The sequence below is a fragment of the Lysinibacillus sp. FSL K6-0075 genome (genome assembly GCF_038592945.1).
In the GTDB taxonomy this organism is placed as follows: domain Bacteria; phylum Bacillota; class Bacilli; order Bacillales_A; family Planococcaceae; genus Lysinibacillus; species Lysinibacillus fusiformis_F.
This window is the reverse complement of sequence record NZ_CP151947.1, coordinates 4,467,056-4,491,889: the sequence shown is the minus strand read 5'-3', so window position 1 is coordinate 4,491,889 and position 24,834 is coordinate 4,467,056. Positions and strand designations below refer to the sequence as shown.

The window sequence follows — 24,834 nt, the reverse complement described above, 5'->3', positions numbered from 1 at the left end:
AACTTTGTGTGTACAAGCTAAATCGACATACTAAAACATACATGTATGTCCTACATAATGTTTTAATTAAAAATAAAGAGGGTATTCTTATGGAGACACAGCAGTATTTTCGACCAACCAAAGCAATAATAGACTTACAAGCAATCCAACAAAATGTTAAAAATTTAAAAGAATTTTTACGACCTCATGTTCAAATTATCGCTGTAGTAAAAGCAAATGCATATGGTCATGGAGATGTAGCCGTTGCACGGGCAGCTCTTGAAGCTGGTGCCACAGTACTTGCAGTGGCAACGCCCGATGAAGCATTACATATTCGAGCACATTTTGAAGAACCAGACATATTAATATTAGGTGCATCTCCAGTTTCGTTTGCTCCTTATGCAGCGCAGCAACGTATTATACTTACGGCGTTTGCCGGTGATTGGATTCAGCAAGCTGCTTCTCTTTTAGTGGATGAAGCACTTCCATTACGACTTCATATAAAAATAGATAGCGGAATGGGTAGAATAGGTATTCGCTCAGAGCAAGAATTATTAGAACTGTACCAAACAATACAGTCTGAAAAAAATGTTGAGTTGGATGGAATATTTACACACTTTGCTACAGCTGATGAAGAGGATACGATGCATTTTGATCAGCAAGTACAATTTTTTGAGAAATGTTTATCCGTAATACCTAATAAGCCGAGACTTGTTCATGCATCCAATACAGCAGCCTCATTAGTAAAAGATCCACATTTACAATATGATGCTGTTAGATTTGGGATTTCTATGTATGGATTAGCACCTTCTCCATATGTGGAAAGCATCTTACCTTTTCCATTATTACCAGCATTCTCGCTAGAAAGTGAACTTGTTCATGTGAAGCAAATAAAATCAGGTGATTCAGTTGGCTATGGAGCTACGTATGTTGCTCCCACAGATATGTGGATAGGAACGATTCCGATTGGCTATGCGGATGGTGTAATTCGCAAATTAGGTGGACAAGAGGTTTTAATTGATGGACAAAGAATGCCGATTGTTGGACGAATTTGTATGGACCAATGTATGGTTGCCCTACCAAAAGCATATGATATAGGTGTGAAGGTAACACTCATTGGTCAACAAGAAAAGAATAGGATTTCCATCAATGAGTGGGCAACAAAGCTCGAAACAATTAATTATGAAATACCATGCATTATCACAACAAGAGTTCCTAGAATATATCTTTAGTTGTCTTTCATTAGAATTAGTCAAATTTCAATGTAATGTCATGAGCAATGTTCCAAGTTGAATTTGGTAAATAAATTAGCACTGGAGAACTTATTTCTTTTCCAAAACGTTGTAAAGGCTCATATTTAGAAACGCATTGCAATAATAAATATTCAGCATATACCTTCGACAACCAACATATTTTTACAATTTGTACTTCAAATTGTCAGATATTTTGTCATTTCATGTCTTTTCAACAATATCTTTCAATGATAGAATGAGAAGTAATGAAAAGTGTATGGTTCCGTTGGAGGTGCTTGCTGTGTACGAGAAAAAGTTAAGAGAAGCTACAATTGCTGTTCAAGACAGACTATTTCTACAAACAAAGGAAGTAATTGAAGGTGAATCTTTTGTGCGTATTTTGGCGCGCAAAAATTTAATGCAGGAGCAACCAAATCAAATACGGGAAGCTATGATTAAAGGATATGTTGAAATGTCTCATATTAATTTAATGATTGCGAGCGAATGCTTGCATGCAGAGTATGAAGCACAACATATGGTGGAGCGTCTCGTTAGCGGGGGATGACACTTTGAATGTAAAACGTGGTGACGTTTTTTTTGCAGACTTATCACCGGTAATAGGTTCTGAACAAGGAGGCACTAGGCCGGTGCTGATTATTCAAAATGATATTGGCAATCGATTTAGTCCGACTGTCATCATCGCAGCTATCACTGCACAGATTCAAAAGGCAAAGCTACCGACACACGTTGAAATCAATGCTGAAAAGTATGGTTTTGAACGTGATTCGGTTATTTTGCTAGAACAAGTGCGGACAATAGATAAGTCAAGATTGACAGATCGTATTACGCAACTTGATCATGCTGTGATGGAAAAAGTTGATGGAGCGCTGATGATTAGTTTAGGTCTGGTAAAATTTTGATATACATATATGTATAGAAGCATCGAGATATTATAATCTCGATGCTTTTTTTGTCTTATATCCTTGAAACGTCTTTACCATAATTTGAATTTACTATATATCTTGTGCAATAAATTATTTTCGCAATGAAGGCTGAACTGTCAGAGGTAATTATGCCAAGGTGTAATTGATAAAAGTTACAAAAAGCTTTAAGATATACTCAAGATTTTTAATAAAAATAGATTTTTGAAAAAATTCTTAAAAGGTATATGAATATTTACATAGAATATTCCATTAATAGAGGCGAATAATTTATTTTAAATTATGACAAGCAGGTCGAACAAAAGTGTAAGAGTATAACTCCAAAGGAAATGGAGGGACAGCAGTGACACATAAGTCTTCGGTTGAAATTATTACAGAATGGGATATTGTTGCAGCTAGACAACTGGGGCGCAATGAAGCAAAAGCACTTGGATTTGGCACTGTTGATCAAGCCCGCATCACCACGGCAATTAGTGAATTAGCACGAAATATATATTTATATGCAAGTATAGGAGTCATTGAAATTGAAAGGATTGAGACAGATTCCGAAAAGAAAATAGTTGTTGTTGCAACAGATCAAGGGCCTGGTATTAAAGATGTTCGTAAAGTAATGGAGGATGGTTATTCCACCTCTGGGGGGCTAGGGGCTGGTTTGCCAGGTGTTAAACGATTGATGGACAGCTTAGATATTCAATCTGTAAGTGGAGTGGGAACAACAATAAGAGCGGAAAAATGGTTGCGTTAGGACGTGAAGAAACTGAAACAATTAGAAGCTCAGTATAAAAAAATATTAGCAGATTACATGGTCAACCAAACTGAAAGAAATTTATATATCGCTCAAAATTTCACACGTCAGTTAATTCAAAAAAATATCTCTCCTGAGGATGTTGTTAGCATTCATAAAAATGCTGTTGAACAAATATTCCCTCATCAGATGAATGAATCACAGCCTGCCTATGATTTTCTGATTGAAGTAATGGTGCATTATGGGATGGCACATAGAGAGCATCAAAGTTTACTTCAAAAGCAAGCTGAATATGAGATGGAAATGAAAATAGCGACAAACATTCAAAAAACTTTGTTGAAAACTTATGTGCCGGATATGCAACATATTGATATAGGTATGATTTCAGTTCCTATTCGAAAAATGAACGGCGATTATGTACATTTTTTTCATGATGGAGAAGAATATTTAAGTGTGGCTGTGACTGATGTTGTCGGAAAAGGAGTTCCTGCTGCTCTATGTATGTCGATGGTGAAATATGGACTTGAAACATTGGTATATGCATATAAAGATCCTTCATATGTTTTAGAAGTCATCAATAGGGTAATAGAAAAAGGTGTAGATGACAGTATGTTTGTTTCGATGTTTTATGGATGCTTAGATGTAGAGCAAAACATCTTTTCATATGCCTCGGCTGGCCATGAACCAGCTTTACATTATAGTGCAAAGGCTGATCAGTTCTTTACCTTAGAGGCTAAAGGTTTACTACTGGGTGTATTGCCTGAAACAAAATATACCTTTCATGAAATTGTTTTAGAAGAAAATGATTTAATTATTATGATGACCGATGGTGTGACAGAATTTAGAGTGCAGGATGACTTAAATTCGCGAGAGGTAATCACAACTTTAATAAAAGAAAATAGACATTTAACCGCCCAACAATTGTGCCAGCTTCTTTATAAGGAAATAGAGAGAGTGCAAAATTTTAAACTATCTGATGATTTTACTGTAGTTATTTTAAAAAAATAGGTTTAACTTTTAATTGAACAGGGTAGAGAAAATAGTCTAACAAATATGGTGGAGGTGTGCTATATGGACGTAACGATACATTTTAAAGAAATTGATCATAAATTATTTGGCTTTGTTGAGGGTGAAATCGATACTTTCACTGCTTCAGGATTACGAGAGGAATTAGAAGCGGTAAAGATTACAGAAGGATTAGAAATTGAACTGGATTTATCAAAGGTAAATTACATGGATAGTACAGGTCTTGGGATTTTTGTCGCCTTCTATAAAAGAGCATTACGTGAAAATGGTAAAGTAAAGCTTGTTGGTTTATCGAATAGGTTACAAAGATTATTTGAAATTACTGGTCTTAGTGATTTGATGGATATCGAAACTGATAAAAAGGTGGAATTAAGATAATGAAGGAATTTGACTATATTGAAATTAGAGTTCCTGCTAAACCGCAATTTGTCAGTGTCATTCGATTAACTGTCTCGGGCTTAGCGAGTAGGATTGGCTTTAATTATGATGATATTGAAGATTTAAAAATTGCAGCAAGTGAGGCTGTAACAAATGTTGTTCACCATGCTTATAAAGACGAAGAAGAAGGTGAAATTGTCATCGGGTGTGCGCTGTATGACAATAAAATGGAAATGATGATTGCAGATTACGGCAATAGTTTTAATTTTGAAGAGATTAAGTCTAAGATTGGGCCGTATCATCCTGAAGAAAGTATTGCAGGGCTAAGAGAAGGTGGTTTGGGACTTTATTTAATGGAAACTTTGATGGATGAGGTGATGATTAATAACGATGGTGGCGTAACTGTCTTCATGACAAAGTATGTCACTAGGGAGCAGGTGGAGAAAAATGTCGAAAGAATCACTACATAAATCTTCATCCAAAGAAGATGTACTAAAGTGGATTGAATTGTACCAGTCAACGGAGGATGATGAAGCACAAACCAATTTAGTGATTCATTATCGATATCTAGTTGAATCTATAGCTCGTAAATATTCGAATGGTAAATCTTATTATGATGATATTGTTCAAGTAGGGATGCTGGGATTGTTAGGTGCAATAAGACGTTTTGATCCGAATGTTGGTCGTAGTTTTGAAGCATTTGCCGTGCCAACAATTGTTGGGGAAATCAAACGTTTTTTACGTGATAAAACATGGGATGTTCATGTGCCTAGACGAATAAAGGAACTTGGGCCGAGAATTAAATCAACGGTGGAGGCGCTGACAATTGAATTGCAGCGTTCTCCATCCATTAAAGATATTGCTGAACGATTAGAAGTAGCAGAGGAAGAGGTACTAGAAGCTATGGAAATGAGCCGTAGTTATCAAGCGCTTTCTATGGACCATTCGATAGAGTCAGACTCAGATGGTAGTACAGTCACGTTATTCGATATTTTGGGCAGAGAAGACGATGGCTATGAAATAACCAATAAACGAATGATTGTTTCAGATGCGTTGGTCGTGTTGAATGAGAGGGAAAAACAAATTATTCAGCTTACATATCTAGAGCAACTTAGTCAAAAAGAAGCTGGAGAACGATTAGGGATTTCTCAAATGCATGTATCTAGGATACAAAGGAAAGCAATAAAGAAATTACAAGAGGCTATTCTAGCAAGTGGCAGTGTTTCGCTCTAAACTTTCGTGGGTGTTTACCTTTAAAATGAATGAACATAGTCTACTCATATTCGTCTGAGTAGACTATTTTTTTGCATTTTTAGTAAAGTGTAATGGTAAAATGAAAAGAAAAAGGTAGTGATGATGTGGAGCAAAAGCAAATGTTACAGCTCATTGCAAAAGACGTAGCAGTCAAACCAGGGCAAGTAGATGCTGTTATCAAATTATTAGAAGAGGGAAATACGGTACCATTTATTGCGCGCTATCGAAAAGAGGTTACAGGATCACTCGATGAGGTGCAAATTAAAGCTGTAGAAGATCGTTATCACTACATCCAGCAACTTGAACAACGAAAAGAAGAAGTTATACGGTTAATCCAAGAGCAAGAAAAGCTTACACCAGAATTAGAGCAGGCTATTCTTTCTGCAACAATCTTGCAACGTGTTGAGGATTTATATAGACCTTATAAGCAAAAACGACGTACAAAGGCGACGATTGCAAAAGAGAAAGGATTAGAACCTCTTGCAGATCTTCTATTAGCATTTAGTAAAGATTCATTAGAGCAATTAGCAATTGGTTTTGTGGACAATGAACAAGTTGCTAATACGGAAGAAGCGCTAATGGGAGCTCGAGATATTTTAGCAGAACGTTTTGCTGACGATGCCTCTATCCGTGAAAAAATTCGTGCTTATTCATGGAAGGATGGCATCCTTGTAACGTCTGTGAAAAATACAGAAATCGATGAAAAAAATGTTTTTGAAATGTATTACGAATATGAAGAACCTGTTAGTCGCATTGTGCCGCATCGTATTTTAGCGATAAATCGAGGGGAAAAAGAAGAGATTTTAAAGGTGTCGATTCATGTTTCAGTGGACCGAGTATTAATGATTATGTGGAAAGAATGGATACCTGCAACTGGTTCGTCCCCTGCTATTGCAGAAGTTAAACTAGCAATCGAGGATTCATACAAGCGTTTAATTCAGCCTTCAATTGAAAGGGAATTACGAAACGAGCTTACAGAAAAAGCGGAGACACAGGCTATTCATATTTTCTCTGAAAATTTACGTAACCTATTACTACAGCCACCTATGAAAGGTAAATATGTATTGGGGGTTGACCCAGCTTACCGTACAGGTTGTAAGCTAGCGGTTGTAGATGAAACGGGAAAAATGCTTGAGGTTACAGCTATTTACCCACATCCACCTAAACCAGATGTGGCAAAATCGAAAGCTACTGTGAAAGGAATTTTGGCAAAGTATCCAATAAGTATAATTGCTATTGGGAATGGTACAGCATCCCGTGAAACAGAACAATTTATCGCGGATGTATTAAACGAGCTTACTACTGACACAGCTTACGTGATTGTCAACGAAGCGGGGGCGTCTGTTTATTCAGCGTCTGATATTGCACGTGCAGAATTTCCTGATTTACAGGTTGAGCAACGTAGTGCTATCTCCATTGCACGTCGCTTACAGGATCCTTTATCAGAGTTAGTGAAAATTGAACCAAAAGCGGTGGGAGTAGGTCAATATCAGCATGATGTTTCTCAAAAAAAGTTAAATGAATCACTAACTTTTATAGTAGAAACGGCTGTTAACCAAGTTGGTGTTGACGTAAACACTGCTTCTTCATCACTCTTACAATACGTTTCTGGTTTATCAAAAACTGTTGCAGAGAATATCGTGAAGATGCGAGAGGAAAATGGTCAATTTACTACGCGTGCGCAATTAAAGAAGATTCCAAGGTTAGGTGCTAAAACGTATGAACAAGCTATTGGTTTCTTGCGTGTCCCTGAAGCAAAAAATCCGTTTGATGCTACAGGTATTCATCCTGAGAGCTATAACCTTGCTGAGCAAATATTAGCAGAGGCACAGATAGATAAAAAAGAGTTAGGGACTCAGAATGCAGAGGAAGCTATTGCAGCCCTAAATATCCAAAAGTTAAGTGATGTGCTTGGGGTAGGAGTTGTGACAATTCAAGATATCGTGGATACTTTAATGAAACCAAGTCGTGACCCACGTGATGCTTTCCCACAACCATTGCTTAAAACGGATGTATTAAAAATGGAAGATTTAAAAGTAGGCATGGAATTGCAGGGCACAGTAAGAAATGTAGTCGATTTCGGTGCATTTGTTGATATTGGCGTGAAGCAAGATGGACTTGTGCATATTTCTAAACTACAAAATAAACGTATTAAACATCCATTAGAAGTTGTGGCGCTTGGGGATATTGTAACCGTCTGGGTAGAACAAATAGATGTAACGAAAGGACGTATCTCTTTAACGATGCTTCCACCTAAAAATCAAACATTAGATTGAGTAATAAATTTTTACCACACTGTCTATACTACGCAGTGTGGTATTCTTGTTGTTAGAGGTGATTACTTTGGACAATCTAGAATTACAAGAGCTTGTTCGTCGCTTATCTTTGGAAAGCTTTCAGAAACCTTTTCTGCATCAAGCCTACTTTAATGCAAGATTACGCTCAACAGGAGGACGATATCTTTTACAATCTCATAATATTGAGGTTAATCCTAAAGCCTATGAATTATACGGTTTGGAAGAGATTCATGGTATTGTTCTCCACGAATTATGCCATTATCATCTACATATTGAAGGTAAAGGGTATCAGCATCGAGATAAAGATTTTCGAGAATTGTTAAGGAAAGTAGATGCCCCCCGATTTTGCTCAGTTTTACAATCCCCTAAAACTACAGTTGAAAAACACCGACGACGCTATACATATACTTGTGTCAATTGCCACCAATTATATGTACGGAAAATTAAAATGAATGTTGAAAAGTATTGCTGTAGTAAGTGTTTGGGAAAATTAAAATTAGTGGAATAAAAAAACTTTAAAAAATAGTTGACGTTTTATTGAGTTGTCCCTATAATAGTAAAAGTCGACAAGATAACGGCGACAACATAACATAAATTATTCCGAAGTAGCTCAGTTGGTAGTAGCACCTGACTGTTAATCAGGTTGTCGCAGGTTCGAGTCCTGCCTTCGGAGCCATGGCCCCTTGGTCAAGTGGTTAAGACACCGCCCTTTCACGGCGGTAACACGGGTTCGAATCCCGTAGGGGTCATTTTTTCATAATTTAATGTAAATAACATTTTGGTCCCGTGGTGTAGCGGTTAACATGCCTGCCTGTCACGCAGGAGATCGCCGGTTCGATCCCGGTCGGGACCGCCACTTATTGGGGTATAGCCAAGCGGTAAGGCAACGGATTTTGATTCCGTCATGCCTAGGTTCGAATCCTAGTACCCCAGCCATTCATTTCTTAATCCGAGCCATTAGCTCAGTTGGTAGAGCATCTGACTTTTAATCAGAGGGTCGAAGGTTCGAGTCCTTCATGGCTCATCTCTTTAAGAAAAAGAGTTGACTTTTCGAATTATCATAGTATAATGAGAAAGTTACTAATCGAATGCGGTCGTGGCGGAACGGCAGACGCGCTAGGTTGAGGGCCTAGTGGGGGCAACCCCGTGGAGGTTCAAGTCCTCTCGGCCGCACCAAGTCAATTAATTTCATAAGCGCCCGTAGCTCAATTGGATAGAGCGTCTGACTACGGATCAGAAGGTTGTGGGTTCGACTCCTGCCGGGCGCGCCATTTTTAAAAAAATATATGCGGGTGTAGTTTAATGGTAAAACCTCAGCCTTCCAAGCTGATGTCGTGAGTTCGATTCTCATCACCCGCTCCAAAAAAAAGTGTTGACAACCGATTGGTTGTATGATAGACTAAAGTAGTTGTCTAAACGGACAACGTCATGAACCTTGAAAACTGAACAAGCAAAACGTAATCAATAAAGTTTTAAGTAGCTGGCTTCGGCGAGTGAACGAAACAAAAATTTTGGACATCAAAATTGATGCCAGCAAAACAATTTGAGCTAATCAAATTTCTTTTATGGAGAGTTTGATCCTGGCTCAGGACGAACGCTGGCGGCGTGCCTAATACATGCAAGTCGAGCGAACAGAGAAGGAGCTTGCTCCTTCGACGTTAGCGGCGGACGGGTGAGTAACACGTGGGCAACCTACCCTATAGTTTGGGATAACTCCGGGAAACCGGGGCTAATACCGAATAATTTGTTTCACCTCATGGTGAAACACTGAAAGACGGTTTCGGCTGTCGCTATAGGATGGGCCCGCGGCGCATTAGCTAGTTGGTGAGGTAACGGCTCACCAAGGCGACGATGCGTAGCCGACCTGAGAGGGTGATCGGCCACACTGGGACTGAGACACGGCCCAGACTCCTACGGGAGGCAGCAGTAGGGAATCTTCCACAATGGGCGAAAGCCTGATGGAGCAACGCCGCGTGAGTGAAGAAGGATTTCGGTTCGTAAAACTCTGTTGTAAGGGAAGAACAAGTACAGTAGTAACTGGCTGTACCTTGACGGTACCTTATTAGAAAGCCACGGCTAACTACGTGCCAGCAGCCGCGGTAATACGTAGGTGGCAAGCGTTGTCCGGAATTATTGGGCGTAAAGCGCGCGCAGGTGGTTTCTTAAGTCTGATGTGAAAGCCCACGGCTCAACCGTGGAGGGTCATTGGAAACTGGGAGACTTGAGTGCAGAAGAGGATAGTGGAATTCCAAGTGTAGCGGTGAAATGCGTAGAGATTTGGAGGAACACCAGTGGCGAAGGCGACTATCTGGTCTGTAACTGACACTGAGGCGCGAAAGCGTGGGGAGCAAACAGGATTAGATACCCTGGTAGTCCACGCCGTAAACGATGAGTGCTAAGTGTTAGGGGGTTTCCGCCCCTTAGTGCTGCAGCTAACGCATTAAGCACTCCGCCTGGGGAGTACGGTCGCAAGACTGAAACTCAAAGGAATTGACGGGGGCCCGCACAAGCGGTGGAGCATGTGGTTTAATTCGAAGCAACGCGAAGAACCTTACCAGGTCTTGACATCCCGTTGACCACTGTAGAGATATAGTTTCCCCTTCGGGGGCAACGGTGACAGGTGGTGCATGGTTGTCGTCAGCTCGTGTCGTGAGATGTTGGGTTAAGTCCCGCAACGAGCGCAACCCTTGATCTTAGTTGCCATCATTTAGTTGGGCACTCTAAGGTGACTGCCGGTGACAAACCGGAGGAAGGTGGGGATGACGTCAAATCATCATGCCCCTTATGACCTGGGCTACACACGTGCTACAATGGACGATACAAACGGTTGCCAACTCGCGAGAGGGAGCTAATCCGATAAAGTCGTTCTCAGTTCGGATTGTAGGCTGCAACTCGCCTACATGAAGCCGGAATCGCTAGTAATCGCGGATCAGCATGCCGCGGTGAATACGTTCCCGGGCCTTGTACACACCGCCCGTCACACCACGAGAGTTTGTAACACCCGAAGTCGGTGAGGTAACCTTTTGGAGCCAGCCGCCGAAGGTGGGATAGATGATTGGGGTGAAGTCGTAACAAGGTAGCCGTATCGGAAGGTGCGGCTGGATCACCTCCTTTCTAAGGATTATTTCGGAATACAAACCTTGGGTTTGTAAGATTACGTTTTGCGTTCAGTTTTGAAGGTTCATTCTTCTGAATGAAATGCTTCAAAACTTGTTCTTTGAAAACTGGATAAAACGACATTGAAATTGTAACAAACACATTTATTTTTTAAGTTTTTTATAGGCTTAATAACTTGGTTAAGTTATTAAGGGCGCACGGCGAATGCCTTGGCACTAGGAGCCGAAGAAGGACGGCACTAACACCGATATGCTTCGGGGAGCTGTAAGTGAGCTTTGATCCGGAGATTTCCGAATGGGGGAACCCACTACGTTTAATCGCGTAGTATCTTGACGTGAATACATAGCGTCTTGAAGGCAGACCCAGGGAACTGAAACATCTAAGTACCTGGAGGAAGAGAAAGAAAAATCGATTCCCTGAGTAGCGGCGAGCGAAACGGGAAGAGCCCAAACCAAGAGGCTTGCCTCTTGGGGTTGTAGGACACTCAATACGGAGTTACAAAAGAGCGAGTTAGATGAAGCGACTTGGAAAGGTCCGCCAGAGCAGGTAAAAGCCCTGTAGTTGAAAGTTCGTTCTCTCCTGAGTGGATCCTGAGTACGGCGGAACACGTGAAATTCCGTCGGAATCCGGGAGGACCATCTCCCAAGGCTAAATACTACCTAGTGACCGATAGTGAACCAGTACCGTGAGGGAAAGGTGAAAAGCACCCCGGAAGGGGAGTGAAAGAGATCCTGAAACCGTGTGCCTACAAGTAGTTAGAGCCCGTTAATGGGTGATAGCGTGCCTTTTGTAGAATGAACCGGCGAGTTACGATTACGTGCGAGGTTAAGCTTTAGAAGGCGGAGCCGCAGCGAAAGCGAGTCTGAATAGGGCGAAATAGTACGTGGTCGTAGACCCGAAACCAGGTGATCTACCCATGTCCAGGGTGAAGGTGAGGTAACACTTACTGGAGGCCCGAACCCACGCACGTTGAAAAGTGCGGGGATGAGGTGTGGGTAGCGGAGAAATTCCAATCGAACTTGGAGATAGCTGGTTCTCTCCGAAATAGCTTTAGGGCTAGCCTCGTGATGAGAATACTGGAGGTAGAGCACTGTTTGGACTAGGGGGCCATCCCGGTTTACCGAATTCAGACAAACTCCGAATGCCAGATATTTATACACGGGAGTCAGACTGCGAGTGATAAGATCCGTAGTCAAAAGGGAAACAGCCCAGACCACCAGCTAAGGTCCCAAAGTAATCGTTAAGTGGAAAAGGATGTGGCGTTGCACAGACAACCAGGATGTTGGCTTAGAAGCAGCCATCATTTAAAGAGTGCGTAATAGCTCACTGGTCGAGTGACGCTGCGCCGAAAATGTATCGGGGCTAAACGATTCACCGAAGCTGTGGATTGACATCTACGATGTCAGTGGTAGGAGAGCGTTCTAAGTGCGTTGAAGTCAGACCGGAAGGACTGGTGGAGCGCTTAGAAGTGAGAATGCCGGTATGAGTAGCGAAAGACGGGTGAGAATCCCGTCCACCGTATGACTAAGGTTTCCTGAGGAAGGCTCGTCCGCTCAGGGTTAGTCGGGACCTAAGCCGAGGCCGATAGGCGTAGGCGATGGACAACAGGTTGATATTCCTGTACCACCTCCTCACCGTTTGAGAAATGGGGGGACGCAGTAGGATAGGGTAAGCGCGCTGTTGGATATGCGCGTCCAAGCAGTAAGGCGTGTGTGTAGGCAAATCCGCACACTGTAACGTTGAGCTGTGATGGCGAGTCCGTATGGACGAAGTTCCTGATTTCACACTGCCAAGAAAAGCCTCTATCGAGGTGAGAGGTGCCCGTACCGCAAACCGACACAGGTAGTCGAGGAGAGAATCCTAAGGTGTGCGAGAGAACTCTCGTTAAGGAACTCGGCAAAATGACCCCGTAACTTCGGGAGAAGGGGTGCTCTTGAGCGTGCAAGCGCATGAGAGCCGCAGTGAATAGGCCCAGGCGACTGTTTAGCAAAAACACAGGTCTCTGCAAAACCGTAAGGTGACGTATAGGGGCTGACGCCTGCCCGGTGCTGGAAGGTTAAGAGGAGTGGTTAGCGCAAGCGAAGCTGCGAATTGAAGCCCCAGTAAACGGCGGCCGTAACTATAACGGTCCTAAGGTAGCGAAATTCCTTGTCGGGTAAGTTCCGACCCGCACGAAAGGCGTAACGATCTGGGCACTGTCTCAACGAGAGACTCGGTGAAATTATAGTACCTGTGAAGATGCAGGTTACCCGCGACAGGACGGAAAGACCCCGTGGAGCTTTACTGTAGCCTGATATTGAATTTTGGTACAACTTGTACAGGATAGGTAGGAGCCAGAGATCTCGGAGCGCCAGCTTCGAAGGAGGCGTCGGTGGGATACTACCCTGGTTGTATTGAAATTCTAACCCATGCCCCTTAGCGGGGCAGGAGACAGTGTCAGGCGGACAGTTTGACTGGGGCGGTCGCCTCCTAAAAGGTAACGGAGGCGCCCAAAGGTTCCCTCAGAATGGTTGGAAATCATTCGTAGAGTGTAAAGGCACAAGGGAGCTTGACTGCGAGACCTACAAGTCGAGCAGGGTCGAAAGACGGGCTTAGTGATCCGGTGGTTCCGCATGGAAGGGCCATCGCTCAACGGATAAAAGCTACCCCGGGGATAACAGGCTTATCTCCCCCAAGAGTCCACATCGACGGGGAGGTTTGGCACCTCGATGTCGGCTCATCGCATCCTGGGGCTGTAGTCGGTCCCAAGGGTTGGGCTGTTCGCCCATTAAAGCGGTACGCGAGCTGGGTTCAGAACGTCGTGAGACAGTTCGGTCCCTATCCGTCGTGGGCGTAGGAAATTTGAGAGGAGCTGTCCTTAGTACGAGAGGACCGGGATGGACACACCGCTGGTGTACCAGTTGTCTTGCCAAAGGCATCGCTGGGTAGCTATGTGTGGACGGGATAAGTGCTGAAAGCATCTAAGCATGAAGCCCCCCTCAAGATGAGATTTCCCATTACGCAAGTAAGTAAGATCCCTCAAAGACGATGAGGTAGATAGGTTCGAGGTGGAAGTGTGGTGACACATGGAGCTGACGAATACTAATCGATCGAGGACTTAACCAAAATGTTTGAACCATTCAATGCACGTTTATCCAGTTTTGAAAGAATAATTCTTTCAACAAAAAGAGAACTTCAAGACACAGTAATACGCCGTGTATTGGAGGTCGAACATAGTCTAGTGATGATGGCAAAGAGGTCACACCCGTTCCCATACCGAACACGGAAGTTAAGCTCTTTAGCGCCGATGGTAGTTGGGGGCTTCCCCCTGTGAGAGTAGGACGTCGCTAGGCAAATGAAACAGTCAGTTGCATACTGGCTGTTTTTTCTTTTATAAAAAGAGGTTGGGACAGAACTAAGTAGGACCTTCTTAAAGCCAAATAGTCTCTAAGTTAGCAAAACATGATAACTAGAAAAACCGAACTATTCCGAAACACTTCGTGAGCGTTTCAGTGGATAGTTCGGTTTTTTTGTTGGCTGAAACACTTTTTTCCCAGCCTCTTTCTTACGATTAGTCAACTTTATTTAATGAATAATTTATATTTTTATGAGTGTGAAGTGGTGAGGGATATCCCTCATCACTTCACACTCATTTTTAGATACGCCAAAAAGACCTGACGATTTTTATTTTTTTCGAAAGGTCATTATGATATAGTTCTATGTAGGTGATTACGATTTCTGAGCTGGTAGTGCGGACTCATAATCGTAAAGAATGCCACGCGTCAGTAACTGAAATGTCACTTTCAGAAACTTATTGATGCAGGCGATGATCGCAACCTTATGAGGCTTCCTCTGAGGTTGCTTTTTTAATTTGTAGTAATAGTCCACAAAATGATTCGGTTTTCCTTTAGCCATAAGCATTGCGCACACCATAAAATATAAAATCTTTCGTAAATGTTTGTTTCCTCGTTTATTAATTCTGTCTCGATATTGCATATTCCCAGACTGGTACCGCATAATATCAATGCCTGCGTAAGCGTTCAGTTGTTTCGCATTTTGAAAGCGGTGGATGTCACCAATCTCTCCAATTAATCGGCACGCCGTTGAATCGCCAATTCCAGGAATCGATCGAAATACTAGATATTCTTTTCGTCCTTCCGACAATTCCACCATCTGTTTCACAAGCGTATCTTTCTTCTCTTGTAAATCCGCAATGCGAGCTGCGTAATCTCGTGCTTGATCACAACGAATATCTGTTGGTTTAATCGCGGGGTAACTATTTTCAGCTGCTTCTAATAATGTAATAGCTTTAGCCTCCGCACGCATTAGCGAGAGGTTTTTTCGCGTATTGGCCTTTAAACGATTTTTAATCATCGTTTTTGAATGGGCTTGTAAAAGTGCGGGGTGTGGATAGAGTTGTACAATATTTAAAAATAGTGCTGAACTCGGTGTAATCAGCTTTTCTAATTCTGGAAAACTCAGCTGTAAAATGGCATGCATTCTACTTTTGAGTAAAATGATTTCTTCATCAATTTCATCGTAGTAACGAGTCAGTGCACGCATCTGTTCATAATAATCGTCTTGTATGTACGTTATTTCGCGTTCCATTTTAAAATGAGTCTTCGCAAGTTCATGGGCATCACTAATATCGGTTTTATGACGACGCATCGTTGCCATCTGTAAATTCGCTTCAAGTGGATTCATGCGGCAGTATGCGTAGCCGTAATCTTTGAAAAATGCTTCGATAGGTTTTGAATAGGTACCTGTTGCTTCAAATACGATAGCTGGTGCTTGTCCATCTTGTTTTGACATCTCTACTATTCGTTCGTGTAATCGCTCAAAATCACCGCGTGTATGAAGTAGCACACCTTCGAATTCACATTGGCGGTGACCATCATAAATCGCAACAGTACTTTTTCCTTTACTGACATCTAACGCAATGACATGTTTCATCTCATTCTTCTCCTTTTGACCAATCATAGAAGCCTTCACAGTACCTTATCGATTCCACTTTCTTATACACGATCTCTTGGACCCAACATACTAAACTGATTCATATAAGGGCATGAAGTTAGCCGGTTTAATATACGGACTCACAAATGGTCCCAGAGGCTGGTCGGCTTTTCTTCACTTCTACTATAAAAAAATAGTAGCACAAACCATGGCCTTGGTTTGTACTACTAATGTTAGTATGTTTAAAAAAATCGTTTATCTAACTAGCTTTATTCAAAATAGGTGAGCTATCCTTCTGCTTTAGTAGCTTCAATGACATTCATATATATAAACCATCACTTAAAAGGCTATAAAATAATGAGTTCCTTAGGAGAGTGGGTGATTACTTCCACACCTTCTTTTGTAATGATAACATCATCTTCGATACGGACACCACCTACATTTGGTATATAAATACCCGGTTCTACTGTTAGTACCATATTTTCTTCTAAAATATCTTTACATACGGTAGACATAAATATATTTTCATGTATATCTAAACCTATACCATGTCCCGCACCGTGTCCGTAATTTTGTCCATAGCCTTTTGCGGTGATATAGTCTCGTGTATAACTATCTGCCTCTTGTCCAGTAATACCAGCCTTCATATTAGAAAGGGCATGTTGTAAGGAATCATGGACTATTTGATAGACTTCTTTTAATTGCTCTAATGGTTTTCCAACAGCAATCGTTCTTGTCATATCTGAACGATAACCTTGATAATAAGCACCAAAATCCATTGTCAACATATCACCTTGCTCCACTATTTTAGAGGATGCTACGCCATGTGGAAGTGCTGAACGATGGCCAGAAGCAATAATCATATCGAAGGCTGCGCCTGTTGCACCATTTTTCCGCATATGAGACTCTAATTCATGGGCAATCTCCAGTTCAGAAATACCTGGTTTGATGAATGTCAAAATATGATTAAATGCCTCATCGGATATCCATGCGGCTTTCTTAATTATTTCAATTTCTTCTGGTGTTTTAATCATTCGTAAATCTTCTACAATAGTAGACAATGGCTTTAATGTAGCTGTCAATTTACTCTTCATTAATTGATAACTGTGATAAGTAACATGATGTTGCTCAAAACCAACTGTTTGAATGGATTCCTGTTCGAAAATCTCCTGAATGGTTTCATATAAACGGTTGCGATCAATCTCTAGTACTTCAAAAGTGGTACATTGACTTGTTGCTTGCTGTGTATAGCGGAAGTCTACTAATAAAAGTGCGCGAGTCTTCGTTATGATAACTGTTCCTGCACTACCTGTAAAACCTGTTAGATAGCGACGATTTTGAGCATTGGTAATAATCATTGCATCGGTAGTATGTGCCTGTAGTGCCTCTTGTAATTGTGTTAGTTTTGACATGTTATTTTTCCCCCTTTAGAGTTAAATATACTGCAAAATTTGCATCATGTTTAGAGTATATATGAAAATAGACGTTGTTTGTGTGGATAATTCATTGCAGGGTAAATCCTATCCCTTGATAAAACCGTGTGGGCAAATATATTAAGAGAAAATATGAAAATAAATGTTGCATATCTATTTTTTTTATGATATATTTATAAATGTCTTAAAGAGGTCCCGTGGTGTAGCGGTTAACATGCCTGCCTGTCACGCAGGAGATCGCCGGTTCGATCCCGGTCGGGACCGCCATTTAAATTGATATTACAGTCCTTATGATTTTACATCATAAGGGCTTTTTTGTTTGATCGGATATTTATCCAATTCATCATGTAGAAGCTTATTAGCAAAATTGAGTAGAAATTACATGACAAGTGACTAACTCCTAAAGGATCAACATCTCCTAGTAGAAACAAAGGGGCTAAAAGTATAACATTCTGTATCGTCTCTAAGACCAACCTCCCTTTATTTTTTCACAAATAACATCTATTTCCCTAAAAACATATCAACCGTATCTAGAAAACAGCTAAATCCTTGTGAAATAATCGATAATATTGCCATGAACCTACCAAATTTCATCTATTTAACATTATCTAAAAATAGTAAAAATTACCGATAAATGATAGCGTTTCTATAAGGTAAAATTAGATGTGTTTCTAATAGAAAGATTATGGGTAAAAATGTAGAAGTAATCGGATTGGCTACGGAGGTGTTAATATGAGCAAAGATTATTCTTTTAAAAGTCTTTATTTACCTTTGCTTATTGGTTCCATGATAATGATGGTAGGCTGTGGAGATCCTATTATAGAGATTGAAGAATCAAATGCGTATCACTGGCAAAAAAATATGAACGAAGTAGAATTCGAGAAATTAAAAAATGATATGTCATATATTGAAGTAGTCGAAGCAGTAGGAGGCGCAGGAAAAAAGATTAAAAATAATGAATATCGTTGGAATGATGAGATCTTGATGACACAGGCCTATATAGTGAAGTTTAAGGATGATAAACTGATTGGCAAAGAAATCATAGCAGTAAAAGGTCATTCCAACAGATAAATAGTTGACACGTCTTCGTAAAAGAAGGCGTGTTTTTGTTTTCATTCTAATTAGCTAGCTATGTCATAGAATTGGGCTTCTGAACGACTACAATCTAAGTAAGACATAAATGATATTGGATGCTTTGAACATTTTCGCTAGTTTAGGTAAACTAGAGATAATGTAGTGATGAGAGGAAAAATGAGAATGTATGAAATAATCATGAATTCAGTTGATGATACAGAACGTTTTGCCATGGCACTTGCCAATTTACTAGAAGCTCAAGATACGATTACATTAGAAGGAGATTTGGGTGCAGGCAAAACAACATTTACGAAGGCCTTAGCAAAGGGCCTTGGTGTGAAAAGAACAGTCAACAGTCCAACATTTACGATTGTTAAACAATATGAAGGACGATTACCCTTCAATCATCTAGATGTTTATCGTCTGGCTGAAAGTGACGAGGACCTAGGTTGGGATGAATTATTTTATGGAGATGCGGTATCAGTGGTAGAGTGGGCGCATTTAATTGAACAGGATTTGCCACAGCATCGATTAGCAATAGAGATTTACCGAATCGGAGACAATGAACGACGCTTTGTGTTAATACCTAGTGGGGAACGCTATGAGGCACTATGTGAGGAGCTAATGAAATGATTTGGTTAGGAATAGAAACAGCGAATACACCACTTTCCATTGCCATTGTGAGGGATGGAAAAGTGGTAGCCGAGATGGTACAAAATATAAAATTAACGCATTCTGCAGGAGCGATGCCAGCTATTGAAGAGATACTAGCAAGAGTAGGCTTACAGGCAAGTGACTTGGATGCGATTGCAGTGTCTGAAGGGCCGGGTTCGTATACAGGTGTCCGTATAGGTGTAACATTAGCGAAAACCCTAGCATGGACATTACAGATACCTTTAGTTGGTGTCGCTAGTTTAAAGGCATTAGCTGCAAATGCCGCCCTTTATAATGGATTAATCTGTCCAATTTTTGATGCAAGAAGAGGCAATGTCTATACGGCTGTTTATCAAGGAGTGACATTAGAGACTCTTGTGGAGGATCATCATGCACATATCGCTGATTTATTAGAGCGTTTAAAGGCACTAGATGCACCTATTTTATTTATAGGAACAGATGTTGATATATTTTGGGATAACATTGTGGAGGTGCTTGGTGATAACGCAGTACGTGCACCGTTTAGTTTTGACTTGCCACGTGCAACGGAAGTTATTCGTGTAGCGACTAAAGTGGAGTTACCGAGTGTTGAAGCTACTCATCACTTTGTCCCACAATATAAACGAATTGCAGAGGCTGAGGCTAATTGGCTGAAAGAACAGAAGGAGAAGGAACATGAGTAGGAATGTAACTTATCGTAAAATGGTTTCTGATGATGTACCAGCAGTTTATGAAATTGAAGTAGCTTCATTTCCTATACCCTGGACGCTGGATTCCTTTTACTATGAAGTGCATGAAAATCAGTATGCTCATTATGTGTTGGCTGTGGATGCAAATGGCAGTATTATTGGTTTTTGTGGGATGTGGATGGTAATAGATGCAGCCCAAATTACGAATGTAGCTGTTATGGAGGCAGCACGTGGTCGAGGTATCGGCGAGGGATTAATGCGTGAGGCGATGCAAATAGCTCGTTTACATGGAATGGAGGTTATGACATTGGAGGTACGTGTAACGAACACCGTTGCACAAAATCTTTATCGCAAGCTTCAATTCCAAGATGGTGGCATACGGAAAGGCTATTATACTGATAACGGGGAGGATGCCCTTGTCATGTGGGTGAATTTATAATGAATAATGGAATGATATTAGCAATAGAATCGAGCTGTGATGAAACAGCTGCAGCGATTATTCGAAATGGTCATGAAATTGTGTCGAATGTTGTTGCTTCTCAAATAGAGAGTCATAAGCGTTTTGGTGGCGTTGTCCCTGAAATTGCATCACGTCATCATGTAGAACAAATTACGATGGTAATTGAAGAAGCATTAGCTCAAGCAAACTTAAAGCCAGCAGATTTAGATGCTGTAGCTGTTACAGAGGGTCCAGGTCTTGTGGGAGCATTGTTGATTGGCATTAATGCGGCGAAGGCTTTTGCATTTGCGAACAACTTACCAATTGTTGGCGTACATCATATTGCAGGACATATTTATGCCAATGCGCTTGTTCAGCCAATGGAGTTCCCCCTATTAGCACTTGTAGTATCAGGTGGTCATACAGAGCTTGTGTATATGAAGGAACATGGCTCTTTTGAGGTCATTGGTGAAACACGAGATGATGCAGCTGGTGAAGCTTATGACAAAGTGGCGCGTGTTTTAAACTTACCTTATCCTGGTGGACCACACATTGATCGGCTTGCTCATGAGGAAGGTGAGGCTGTACCTTTTCCGAGAGTATGGTTGGAAGAGGATTCATATGATTTTAGCTTTAGTGGTTTAAAATCAGCCGTCATCAATTATAAACATAATATGGATCAACGAGGTGAAGCTATTTCACCAGCGGCTGTTGCCAAGGGCTTTCAGGAAAGTGTTGTCGAAGTGCTGACAGCTAAAACATTGCGTGCAGCTCGCGAGTATCAGGTGAAACAGGTTATTGCAGCTGGTGGTGTAGCAGCGAATAAAGGTTTGCGAACTTCTTTGGAGACCGTATTTGCAGAGGAAGGTATCCCGTTTTTTGTCCCACCCCTTAAATTGTGTACTGATAATGCGGCAATGATTGGCGCAGCAGCGATGCCGATGTTTGAGGCTGGCATTCGAGGAAACTTAATGATGAATGGACGCCCAGGAATGGAGTTAAAATCCTGGATATAGTTTAGGAAAGAGATATCTATATTTTTAGATATCTCTTTTTAATTGTCGAATAATTGTTGATAAATAAGAACTGTGGTAAGAGAATGTAAGTATCAAACAACGTAATTGACAAATTTTTCAGAAAATTATCCACAGGTAAAGGAGCGAACTAAATAGCGAACACGCGTACTTATGCACAAAATGTTGATAACTTGTGCATAACTTGTGATTATTCAATATGTAGTAGCGTGTTTTATACGATACAATGTGGATAAAATAATTTTTAATTGTGGACAGTGTGGAAAACTCTGTTGATATGTTGGTATTACTAGATTTATAGTGTGAATAAAACTGTGGGCATTTTTTGTCGAAAAATAGCACTTGACCAATATATATGAAAAATGAAGACAAGTAAAGAAAAAGCCATGTGACCCGTCACATGGCTTACATCAATTACATATTAATACTTTCAAGTTCTTCATTTAACTCAAGCCATTCTAATTCTAATAGCTCATGCTGTTCTTTAGCAGTTGCTAATTCGTCTTGGAGATTTGAAATTTTTTCATGGTCTGTGAAAATGGCAGAGTCGCACAGAGCTTCCTCTAAGCTTGCAACAATAGCTGTCGTTTCTTGCATCTTGCTTTCTAAATCTTCGATCATACGTCTAATTTGACGTTCACGTTTTTTTGCTTCTTTATCAATTTTAGATGTAGACGCTTTATCAGGTTGCTCATGCTGTACTTGTGTTTGGGAGGTAGCATTCATTTGTGCTAGCTCCAATAGTTCCTGCTTTTTCTCTACATAATAATCATAGTCACCTAAATATTCAAATGACCCGGTTCCAGATAACTCCACCACTTTCGTGGCGATACGATTAATGAAGTAGCGGTCATGTGAGACAAATAGAAGCGTACCAGGGTAATCAATCAAAGCATTTTCTAAAACCTCTTTGCTATCTAAGTCTAAATGGTTAGTAGGCTCATCGAGAATTAAAAAATTAGCCTTTTGCATCATTAATTTTGCAAGTGCAAGGCGTGCTTTCTCACCGCCCGATAAAGAGGATACTGCTTTATCCACATCTTCACCACTAAAAAGAAAACGTCCCAATACGGTGCGAATATCTTTTTCGTTCATAAGTGGCCATTCATCCCATAACTCTTTCAAGACACTCTTATTGCTTGATAGCTTTGCTTGCTCTTGATCATAATAGCCGATTTGTACATTCGTCCCATAACGAATACCACCTGCAAGAGGGGATAAATCTTTCACAATCGTTTTTAATAATGTCGATTTACCAACTCCGTTTGGTCCAACAAGGGCTATACGATCCTCGCGAAAAGAGCGAAGGTTAATCCCACTAGAAATGGTACGATCATTATAACCAATTGTTAAATCATCGACGGATAAAACATCATTTCCACTTTGACGTTCAATCGTGAAACCAAAACTAGCGGATTTCTCATCACCATCTGGCGATTCCATCCACTCTGTTCGTTCAAGCATTTTGCGTCGACTTTGTGCCATTTTTGTTGTAGAGGCACGTGCAATATTTTTTTGGATAAAATCCTCTAGCTTGGCCTTTTCATCTTGCTGACGCTCATAGAGCTTGACATCACGCTCATAATTTTTAGCTTTTTCATCTAAATAAGCACTATAATTACCTGGATATTTTGTGACACGATGACGGGATACTTCGTAGACAATAGAAACAACTTGATCTAAGAAGTAGCGGTCATGGGAAACAATTAAAATAGCGCCTTCATAGCTCTTTAAATAGGATTCCAACCAAGATAGTGTTTCGATATCTAAATGGTTAGTAGGCTCATCCAGAATTAAAAGGTCTGGTTTACTAAGTAAGAGCTTAGCAAGTGCTAAACGTGTGCGCTGACCACCAGATAAGGAACTGATGGGTTTGGCATAGTCTTCGGAATAAAATTGCATACCATGAAGGACTGACCGTATGTCTGATTCATATTGATAGCCACCTGCATCTTTAAACGTATGCTGTAATTGATCGTATTCCGACATAACTTTCGCATACATAGTAGGATTTTCATAAACAGTAGGATCAGCCATTTGTTGTTCAAGTGAGCGTAGCAGCTGTTCTTGGGCTAGAAGAGATTCGAAAATAGTCATCATTTCATTCCAAATTGTTAGCGTAGAGTTTAATCCTGCATGTTGCTCTAAATAGCCTATTTGAATATCCTTTGGGATAATGATATCACCTGAATCATAGGACATTTGACCAGCAATTATTTTTAATAAAGTAGATTTACCTGCACCGTTTCGTCCTACTAAGGCAACGCGGTCACGGTGTTGAACTTCTAATTTAACACCACTTAAAATTTCATCTGCAAGAAAGGATTTAGTTAGTTGATTGACCTGTAAAACAATCATTCTTGACACCTCAATTCTACCTTAGTGTAATGGATGAACGATTTGCATGCAATGTCCGTGCTTTACTTATTCCTAGCAGTCATGTAAGATTGAAACGATTTCTTTTTAGTTAGCTGCGTAAAAGGCGCCATTAACTAAAGAGAAATACAGCAGGGGATTGCAAAAATGTTGTATATTGTTAAGGATGAATGTATTAAAATTAGTAGTTATAGACAGTAAAATTGATGGAGGTACATCATAAGGAGGAAAAAGTTTGAAACAAGAATTAAAAATTCCGCAAGCCACTACAAAAAGACTTCCTCTTTACTATCGATTTATTCAAAACTTTGCACAAGAAGGTATGGAACGTATTTCGTCGAAGGAATTGAGTGAAGCGATGAAAATAGATTCTGCAACTATTCGCCGTGATTTTTCTTATTTTGGTGCACTTGGAAAAAAAGGATATGGCTACGATGTGCAGCATCTATTACAATTTTTTAGCCAGACGCTTGATCAACATGAAACGACAAAAGTAGCGTTAATTGGTGTGGGGAATTTAGGCAGTGCATTATTAAAATATAATTTTCAAAAAAACCATAATACACATATTGTGGTAGCATTCGATTCAAAAGCACCGAAGGATGGCAAAATGATTAGCAACATCCCGGTTTTTCATCCAGATTTATTGGAAGAAAAATATGCAGAATACGGTGCGGAGCTTGCTATTTTAACCGTTTCACCACGCTCCGCTCAAAAAATGGCGGACCGCTTAGCGGCCATGAATGCAAAGGGAATTTTAAACTTTACGCCAGAGCGTTTAACGGTACCTGATAGAATGCAGCTCCTAACCATTGATTTATCGGTAGAGTTGCAAGCGCTTATTTATTTAATACGTAATCAGGAAGAGTGAAAACAATACATATTTTCCAGTGTAATTCACCGTTTCTGTCAAATAGATAATTTAAATAAAATGCGGTCAAATCAGTGAGAGTGACGAAAAACTTTCACATATAATTAGTTAGCAAAATGGCGAAATATGCGTTAAAATGATGGATATAAAGAGGAGGTGGCTGTAATGGGTGGTATTGGTCCTATGAGCCTCATTATTATCGGAGTTGTCGCGTTACTAATTTTTGGTCCTAAAAAGTTACCAGAGCTAGGTAAGGCATTTGGTTCAACACTACGTGAATTCAAAAATGCTACTAAAGGTTTAGCCGACGAAGATGATGATGATAAGAAAAAGAAAGAACTAGATAAGTAAGTTAGGATGTTT

The 24,834-nt window shown here is 40.5% G+C and carries 20 protein-coding genes, 9 tRNA genes and 3 rRNA genes; 29 read left to right on the top strand and 3 right to left on the bottom strand.

All coding sequences use genetic code 11. The features are described from left to right. Positions 1 to 89: 89 nt before the first annotated feature. The 21 genes from alr to rrf all read left to right on the top strand — a co-directional run bounded on the left by alr (position 90) and on the right by rrf (position 14,301). The gene (gene alr / locus MHB65_RS22570; RefSeq protein WP_342441800.1) at positions 90 to 1,211 is read left to right on the top strand and encodes an alanine racemase; all 1,122 of its coding nucleotides are present in this window, start codon (positions 90 to 92) and stop codon (positions 1,209 to 1,211) included. Positions 1,212 to 1,512: 301 nt separating this feature from the next. Further along, on the top strand, positions 1,513 to 1,776 hold the full coding sequence (locus MHB65_RS22565; RefSeq protein WP_004232053.1) for a hypothetical protein: 264 nt from the start codon (positions 1,513 to 1,515) through the stop codon (positions 1,774 to 1,776). Between the two features lie 4 nt (positions 1,777 to 1,780). Then, on the top strand, positions 1,781 to 2,131 hold the full coding sequence (locus MHB65_RS22560) for a type II toxin-antitoxin system PemK/MazF family toxin (protein WP_004232054.1): 351 nt from the start codon (positions 1,781 to 1,783) through the stop codon (positions 2,129 to 2,131). Positions 2,132 to 2,495: 364 nt separating this feature from the next. Then, a complete protein-coding gene (locus tag MHB65_RS22555) occupies positions 2,496 to 2,897 on the top strand; it encodes an anti-sigma regulatory factor (RefSeq protein ID WP_205445890.1) in 402 nt (133 codons plus the stop codon). 57 nt (positions 2,898 to 2,954) lie between these two features. Further along, the gene (locus MHB65_RS22550; protein WP_243456405.1) at positions 2,955 to 3,905 is read left to right on the top strand and encodes a PP2C family protein-serine/threonine phosphatase; all 951 of its coding nucleotides are present in this window, start codon (positions 2,955 to 2,957) and stop codon (positions 3,903 to 3,905) included. Between the two features lie 63 nt (positions 3,906 to 3,968). Then, positions 3,969 to 4,301: an STAS domain-containing protein gene (locus MHB65_RS22545; protein ID WP_004232057.1), complete on the top strand. Its 333-nt coding sequence runs from the start codon at positions 3,969 to 3,971 to the stop codon at positions 4,299 to 4,301. After that, positions 4,301 to 4,771: an anti-sigma B factor RsbW gene (gene rsbW, locus MHB65_RS22540; RefSeq protein ID WP_016993413.1), complete on the top strand. Its 471-nt coding sequence runs from the start codon at positions 4,301 to 4,303 to the stop codon at positions 4,769 to 4,771. Before MHB65_RS22545 ends, rsbW begins: the two co-directional genes overlap by 1 nt. After that, on the top strand, positions 4,749 to 5,534 hold the full coding sequence (gene sigB, locus MHB65_RS22535) for an RNA polymerase sigma factor SigB (RefSeq protein ID WP_205445888.1): 786 nt from the start codon (positions 4,749 to 4,751) through the stop codon (positions 5,532 to 5,534). The genes rsbW and sigB overlap by 23 nt, the downstream gene beginning before the upstream one ends. Before the next feature lie 125 nt (positions 5,535 to 5,659). Further along, positions 5,660 to 7,831 carry a Tex family protein gene (locus MHB65_RS22530; protein WP_342441799.1) on the top strand — a complete coding sequence of 724 codons (2,172 nt, stop codon included), beginning with the start codon at positions 5,660 to 5,662 and terminating at the stop codon, positions 7,829 to 7,831. A gap of 67 nt (positions 7,832 to 7,898) precedes the next feature. Further along, positions 7,899 to 8,360, top strand: a complete 462-nt coding sequence (locus MHB65_RS22525) for a SprT family protein (RefSeq protein WP_205445887.1) — start codon at positions 7,899 to 7,901, stop codon at positions 8,358 to 8,360. 91 nt (positions 8,361 to 8,451) lie between these two features. After that, positions 8,452 to 8,528, top strand: a tRNA-Asn gene (locus MHB65_RS22520). Between the two features lies 1 nt (position 8,529). Further along, positions 8,530 to 8,601: transfer RNA gene (locus tag MHB65_RS22515), tRNA-Glu, on the top strand. Positions 8,602 to 8,632: 31 nt separating this feature from the next. Beyond that, positions 8,633 to 8,708: transfer RNA gene (locus MHB65_RS22510), tRNA-Asp, on the top strand. A gap of 5 nt (positions 8,709 to 8,713) precedes the next feature. Continuing rightward, positions 8,714 to 8,788: transfer RNA gene (locus tag MHB65_RS22505), tRNA-Gln, on the top strand. 15 nt (positions 8,789 to 8,803) lie between these two features. Then, positions 8,804 to 8,876, top strand: a tRNA-Lys gene (locus tag MHB65_RS22500). Positions 8,877 to 8,942: 66 nt separating this feature from the next. Next, a tRNA-Leu gene (locus MHB65_RS22495) sits at positions 8,943 to 9,028 on the top strand. A gap of 18 nt (positions 9,029 to 9,046) precedes the next feature. Next, positions 9,047 to 9,123, top strand: a tRNA-Arg gene (locus tag MHB65_RS22490). Positions 9,124 to 9,140: 17 nt separating this feature from the next. Next, positions 9,141 to 9,214 (top strand) — tRNA-Gly (locus MHB65_RS22485). A 200-nt stretch (positions 9,215 to 9,414) separates the two neighbouring features. Then, positions 9,415 to 10,966 (top strand): 16S ribosomal RNA (locus MHB65_RS22480). Between the two features lie 180 nt (positions 10,967 to 11,146). Then, positions 11,147 to 14,074: ribosomal RNA gene (locus tag MHB65_RS22475) — 23S ribosomal RNA — on the top strand. A gap of 111 nt (positions 14,075 to 14,185) precedes the next feature. Next, positions 14,186 to 14,301 (top strand): 5S ribosomal RNA (gene rrf / locus MHB65_RS22470). The 16S, 23S and 5S rRNA genes sit together here with 8 tRNA genes alongside, the layout of an rRNA operon. Before the next feature lie 376 nt (positions 14,302 to 14,677). On the opposite strand, the gene MHB65_RS22465 is transcribed toward rrf, so the two are convergent. Both MHB65_RS22465 and MHB65_RS22460 read right to left on the bottom strand, forming a co-directional pair. Continuing rightward, positions 14,678 to 15,901 (bottom strand): IS110 family transposase, encoded by a 1,224-nt coding sequence (locus tag MHB65_RS22465; protein WP_342440652.1) that lies wholly within the window; start codon positions 15,899 to 15,901, stop codon positions 14,678 to 14,680. Positions 15,902 to 16,248: 347 nt separating this feature from the next. After that, positions 16,249 to 17,313, bottom strand: coding sequence for a Xaa-Pro peptidase family protein (locus MHB65_RS22460; protein ID WP_342441798.1), 1,065 nt, complete (start codon positions 17,311 to 17,313; stop codon positions 16,249 to 16,251). A 212-nt stretch (positions 17,314 to 17,525) separates the two neighbouring features. Between MHB65_RS22460 and MHB65_RS22455 the strand changes: the two genes are divergently transcribed. From MHB65_RS22455 to tsaD, 6 genes are all read left to right on the top strand, one after another. Next, positions 17,526 to 17,601: transfer RNA gene (locus MHB65_RS22455), tRNA-Asp, on the top strand. A 465-nt stretch (positions 17,602 to 18,066) separates the two neighbouring features. Further along, positions 18,067 to 18,405 (top strand): hypothetical protein, encoded by a 339-nt coding sequence (locus tag MHB65_RS22450; RefSeq protein ID WP_342441797.1) that lies wholly within the window; start codon positions 18,067 to 18,069, stop codon positions 18,403 to 18,405. Between the two features lie 186 nt (positions 18,406 to 18,591). Further along, positions 18,592 to 19,041 carry a tRNA (adenosine(37)-N6)-threonylcarbamoyltransferase complex ATPase subunit type 1 TsaE gene (tsaE, locus tag MHB65_RS22445; protein ID WP_205445864.1) on the top strand — a complete coding sequence of 150 codons (450 nt, stop codon included), beginning with the start codon at positions 18,592 to 18,594 and terminating at the stop codon, positions 19,039 to 19,041. After that, positions 19,038 to 19,745 (top strand): tRNA (adenosine(37)-N6)-threonylcarbamoyltransferase complex dimerization subunit type 1 TsaB, encoded by a 708-nt coding sequence (gene tsaB / locus MHB65_RS22440; protein ID WP_342441796.1) that lies wholly within the window; start codon positions 19,038 to 19,040, stop codon positions 19,743 to 19,745. The genes tsaE and tsaB overlap by 4 nt, the downstream gene beginning before the upstream one ends. Continuing rightward, positions 19,738 to 20,190, top strand: a complete 453-nt coding sequence (rimI, locus tag MHB65_RS22435) for a ribosomal protein S18-alanine N-acetyltransferase (RefSeq protein ID WP_342441795.1) — start codon at positions 19,738 to 19,740, stop codon at positions 20,188 to 20,190. The genes tsaB and rimI overlap by 8 nt, the downstream gene beginning before the upstream one ends. Beyond that, positions 20,190 to 21,206, top strand: coding sequence for a tRNA (adenosine(37)-N6)-threonylcarbamoyltransferase complex transferase subunit TsaD (gene tsaD / locus MHB65_RS22430; RefSeq protein ID WP_342441794.1), 1,017 nt, complete (start codon positions 20,190 to 20,192; stop codon positions 21,204 to 21,206). Before rimI ends, tsaD begins: the two co-directional genes overlap by 1 nt. Positions 21,207 to 21,638: 432 nt before the next feature. On the opposite strand, the gene MHB65_RS22425 is transcribed toward tsaD, so the two are convergent. Further along, a complete protein-coding gene (locus MHB65_RS22425; RefSeq protein ID WP_342441793.1) occupies positions 21,639 to 23,582 on the bottom strand; it encodes an ATP-binding cassette domain-containing protein in 1,944 nt (647 codons plus the stop codon). A gap of 253 nt (positions 23,583 to 23,835) precedes the next feature. Between MHB65_RS22425 and MHB65_RS22420 the strand changes: the two genes are divergently transcribed. Together MHB65_RS22420 and MHB65_RS22415 are read left to right on the top strand one after the other, a co-directional pair. Next, complete coding sequence (locus MHB65_RS22420) at positions 23,836 to 24,471, top strand: redox-sensing transcriptional repressor Rex (RefSeq protein ID WP_004224350.1); 636 nt, start codon at positions 23,836 to 23,838, stop codon at positions 24,469 to 24,471. A 165-nt stretch (positions 24,472 to 24,636) separates the two neighbouring features. Beyond that, positions 24,637 to 24,822 (top strand): twin-arginine translocase TatA/TatE family subunit, encoded by a 186-nt coding sequence (locus MHB65_RS22415; RefSeq protein ID WP_008176991.1) that lies wholly within the window; start codon positions 24,637 to 24,639, stop codon positions 24,820 to 24,822. Positions 24,823 to 24,834: the final 12 nt, after the last annotated feature.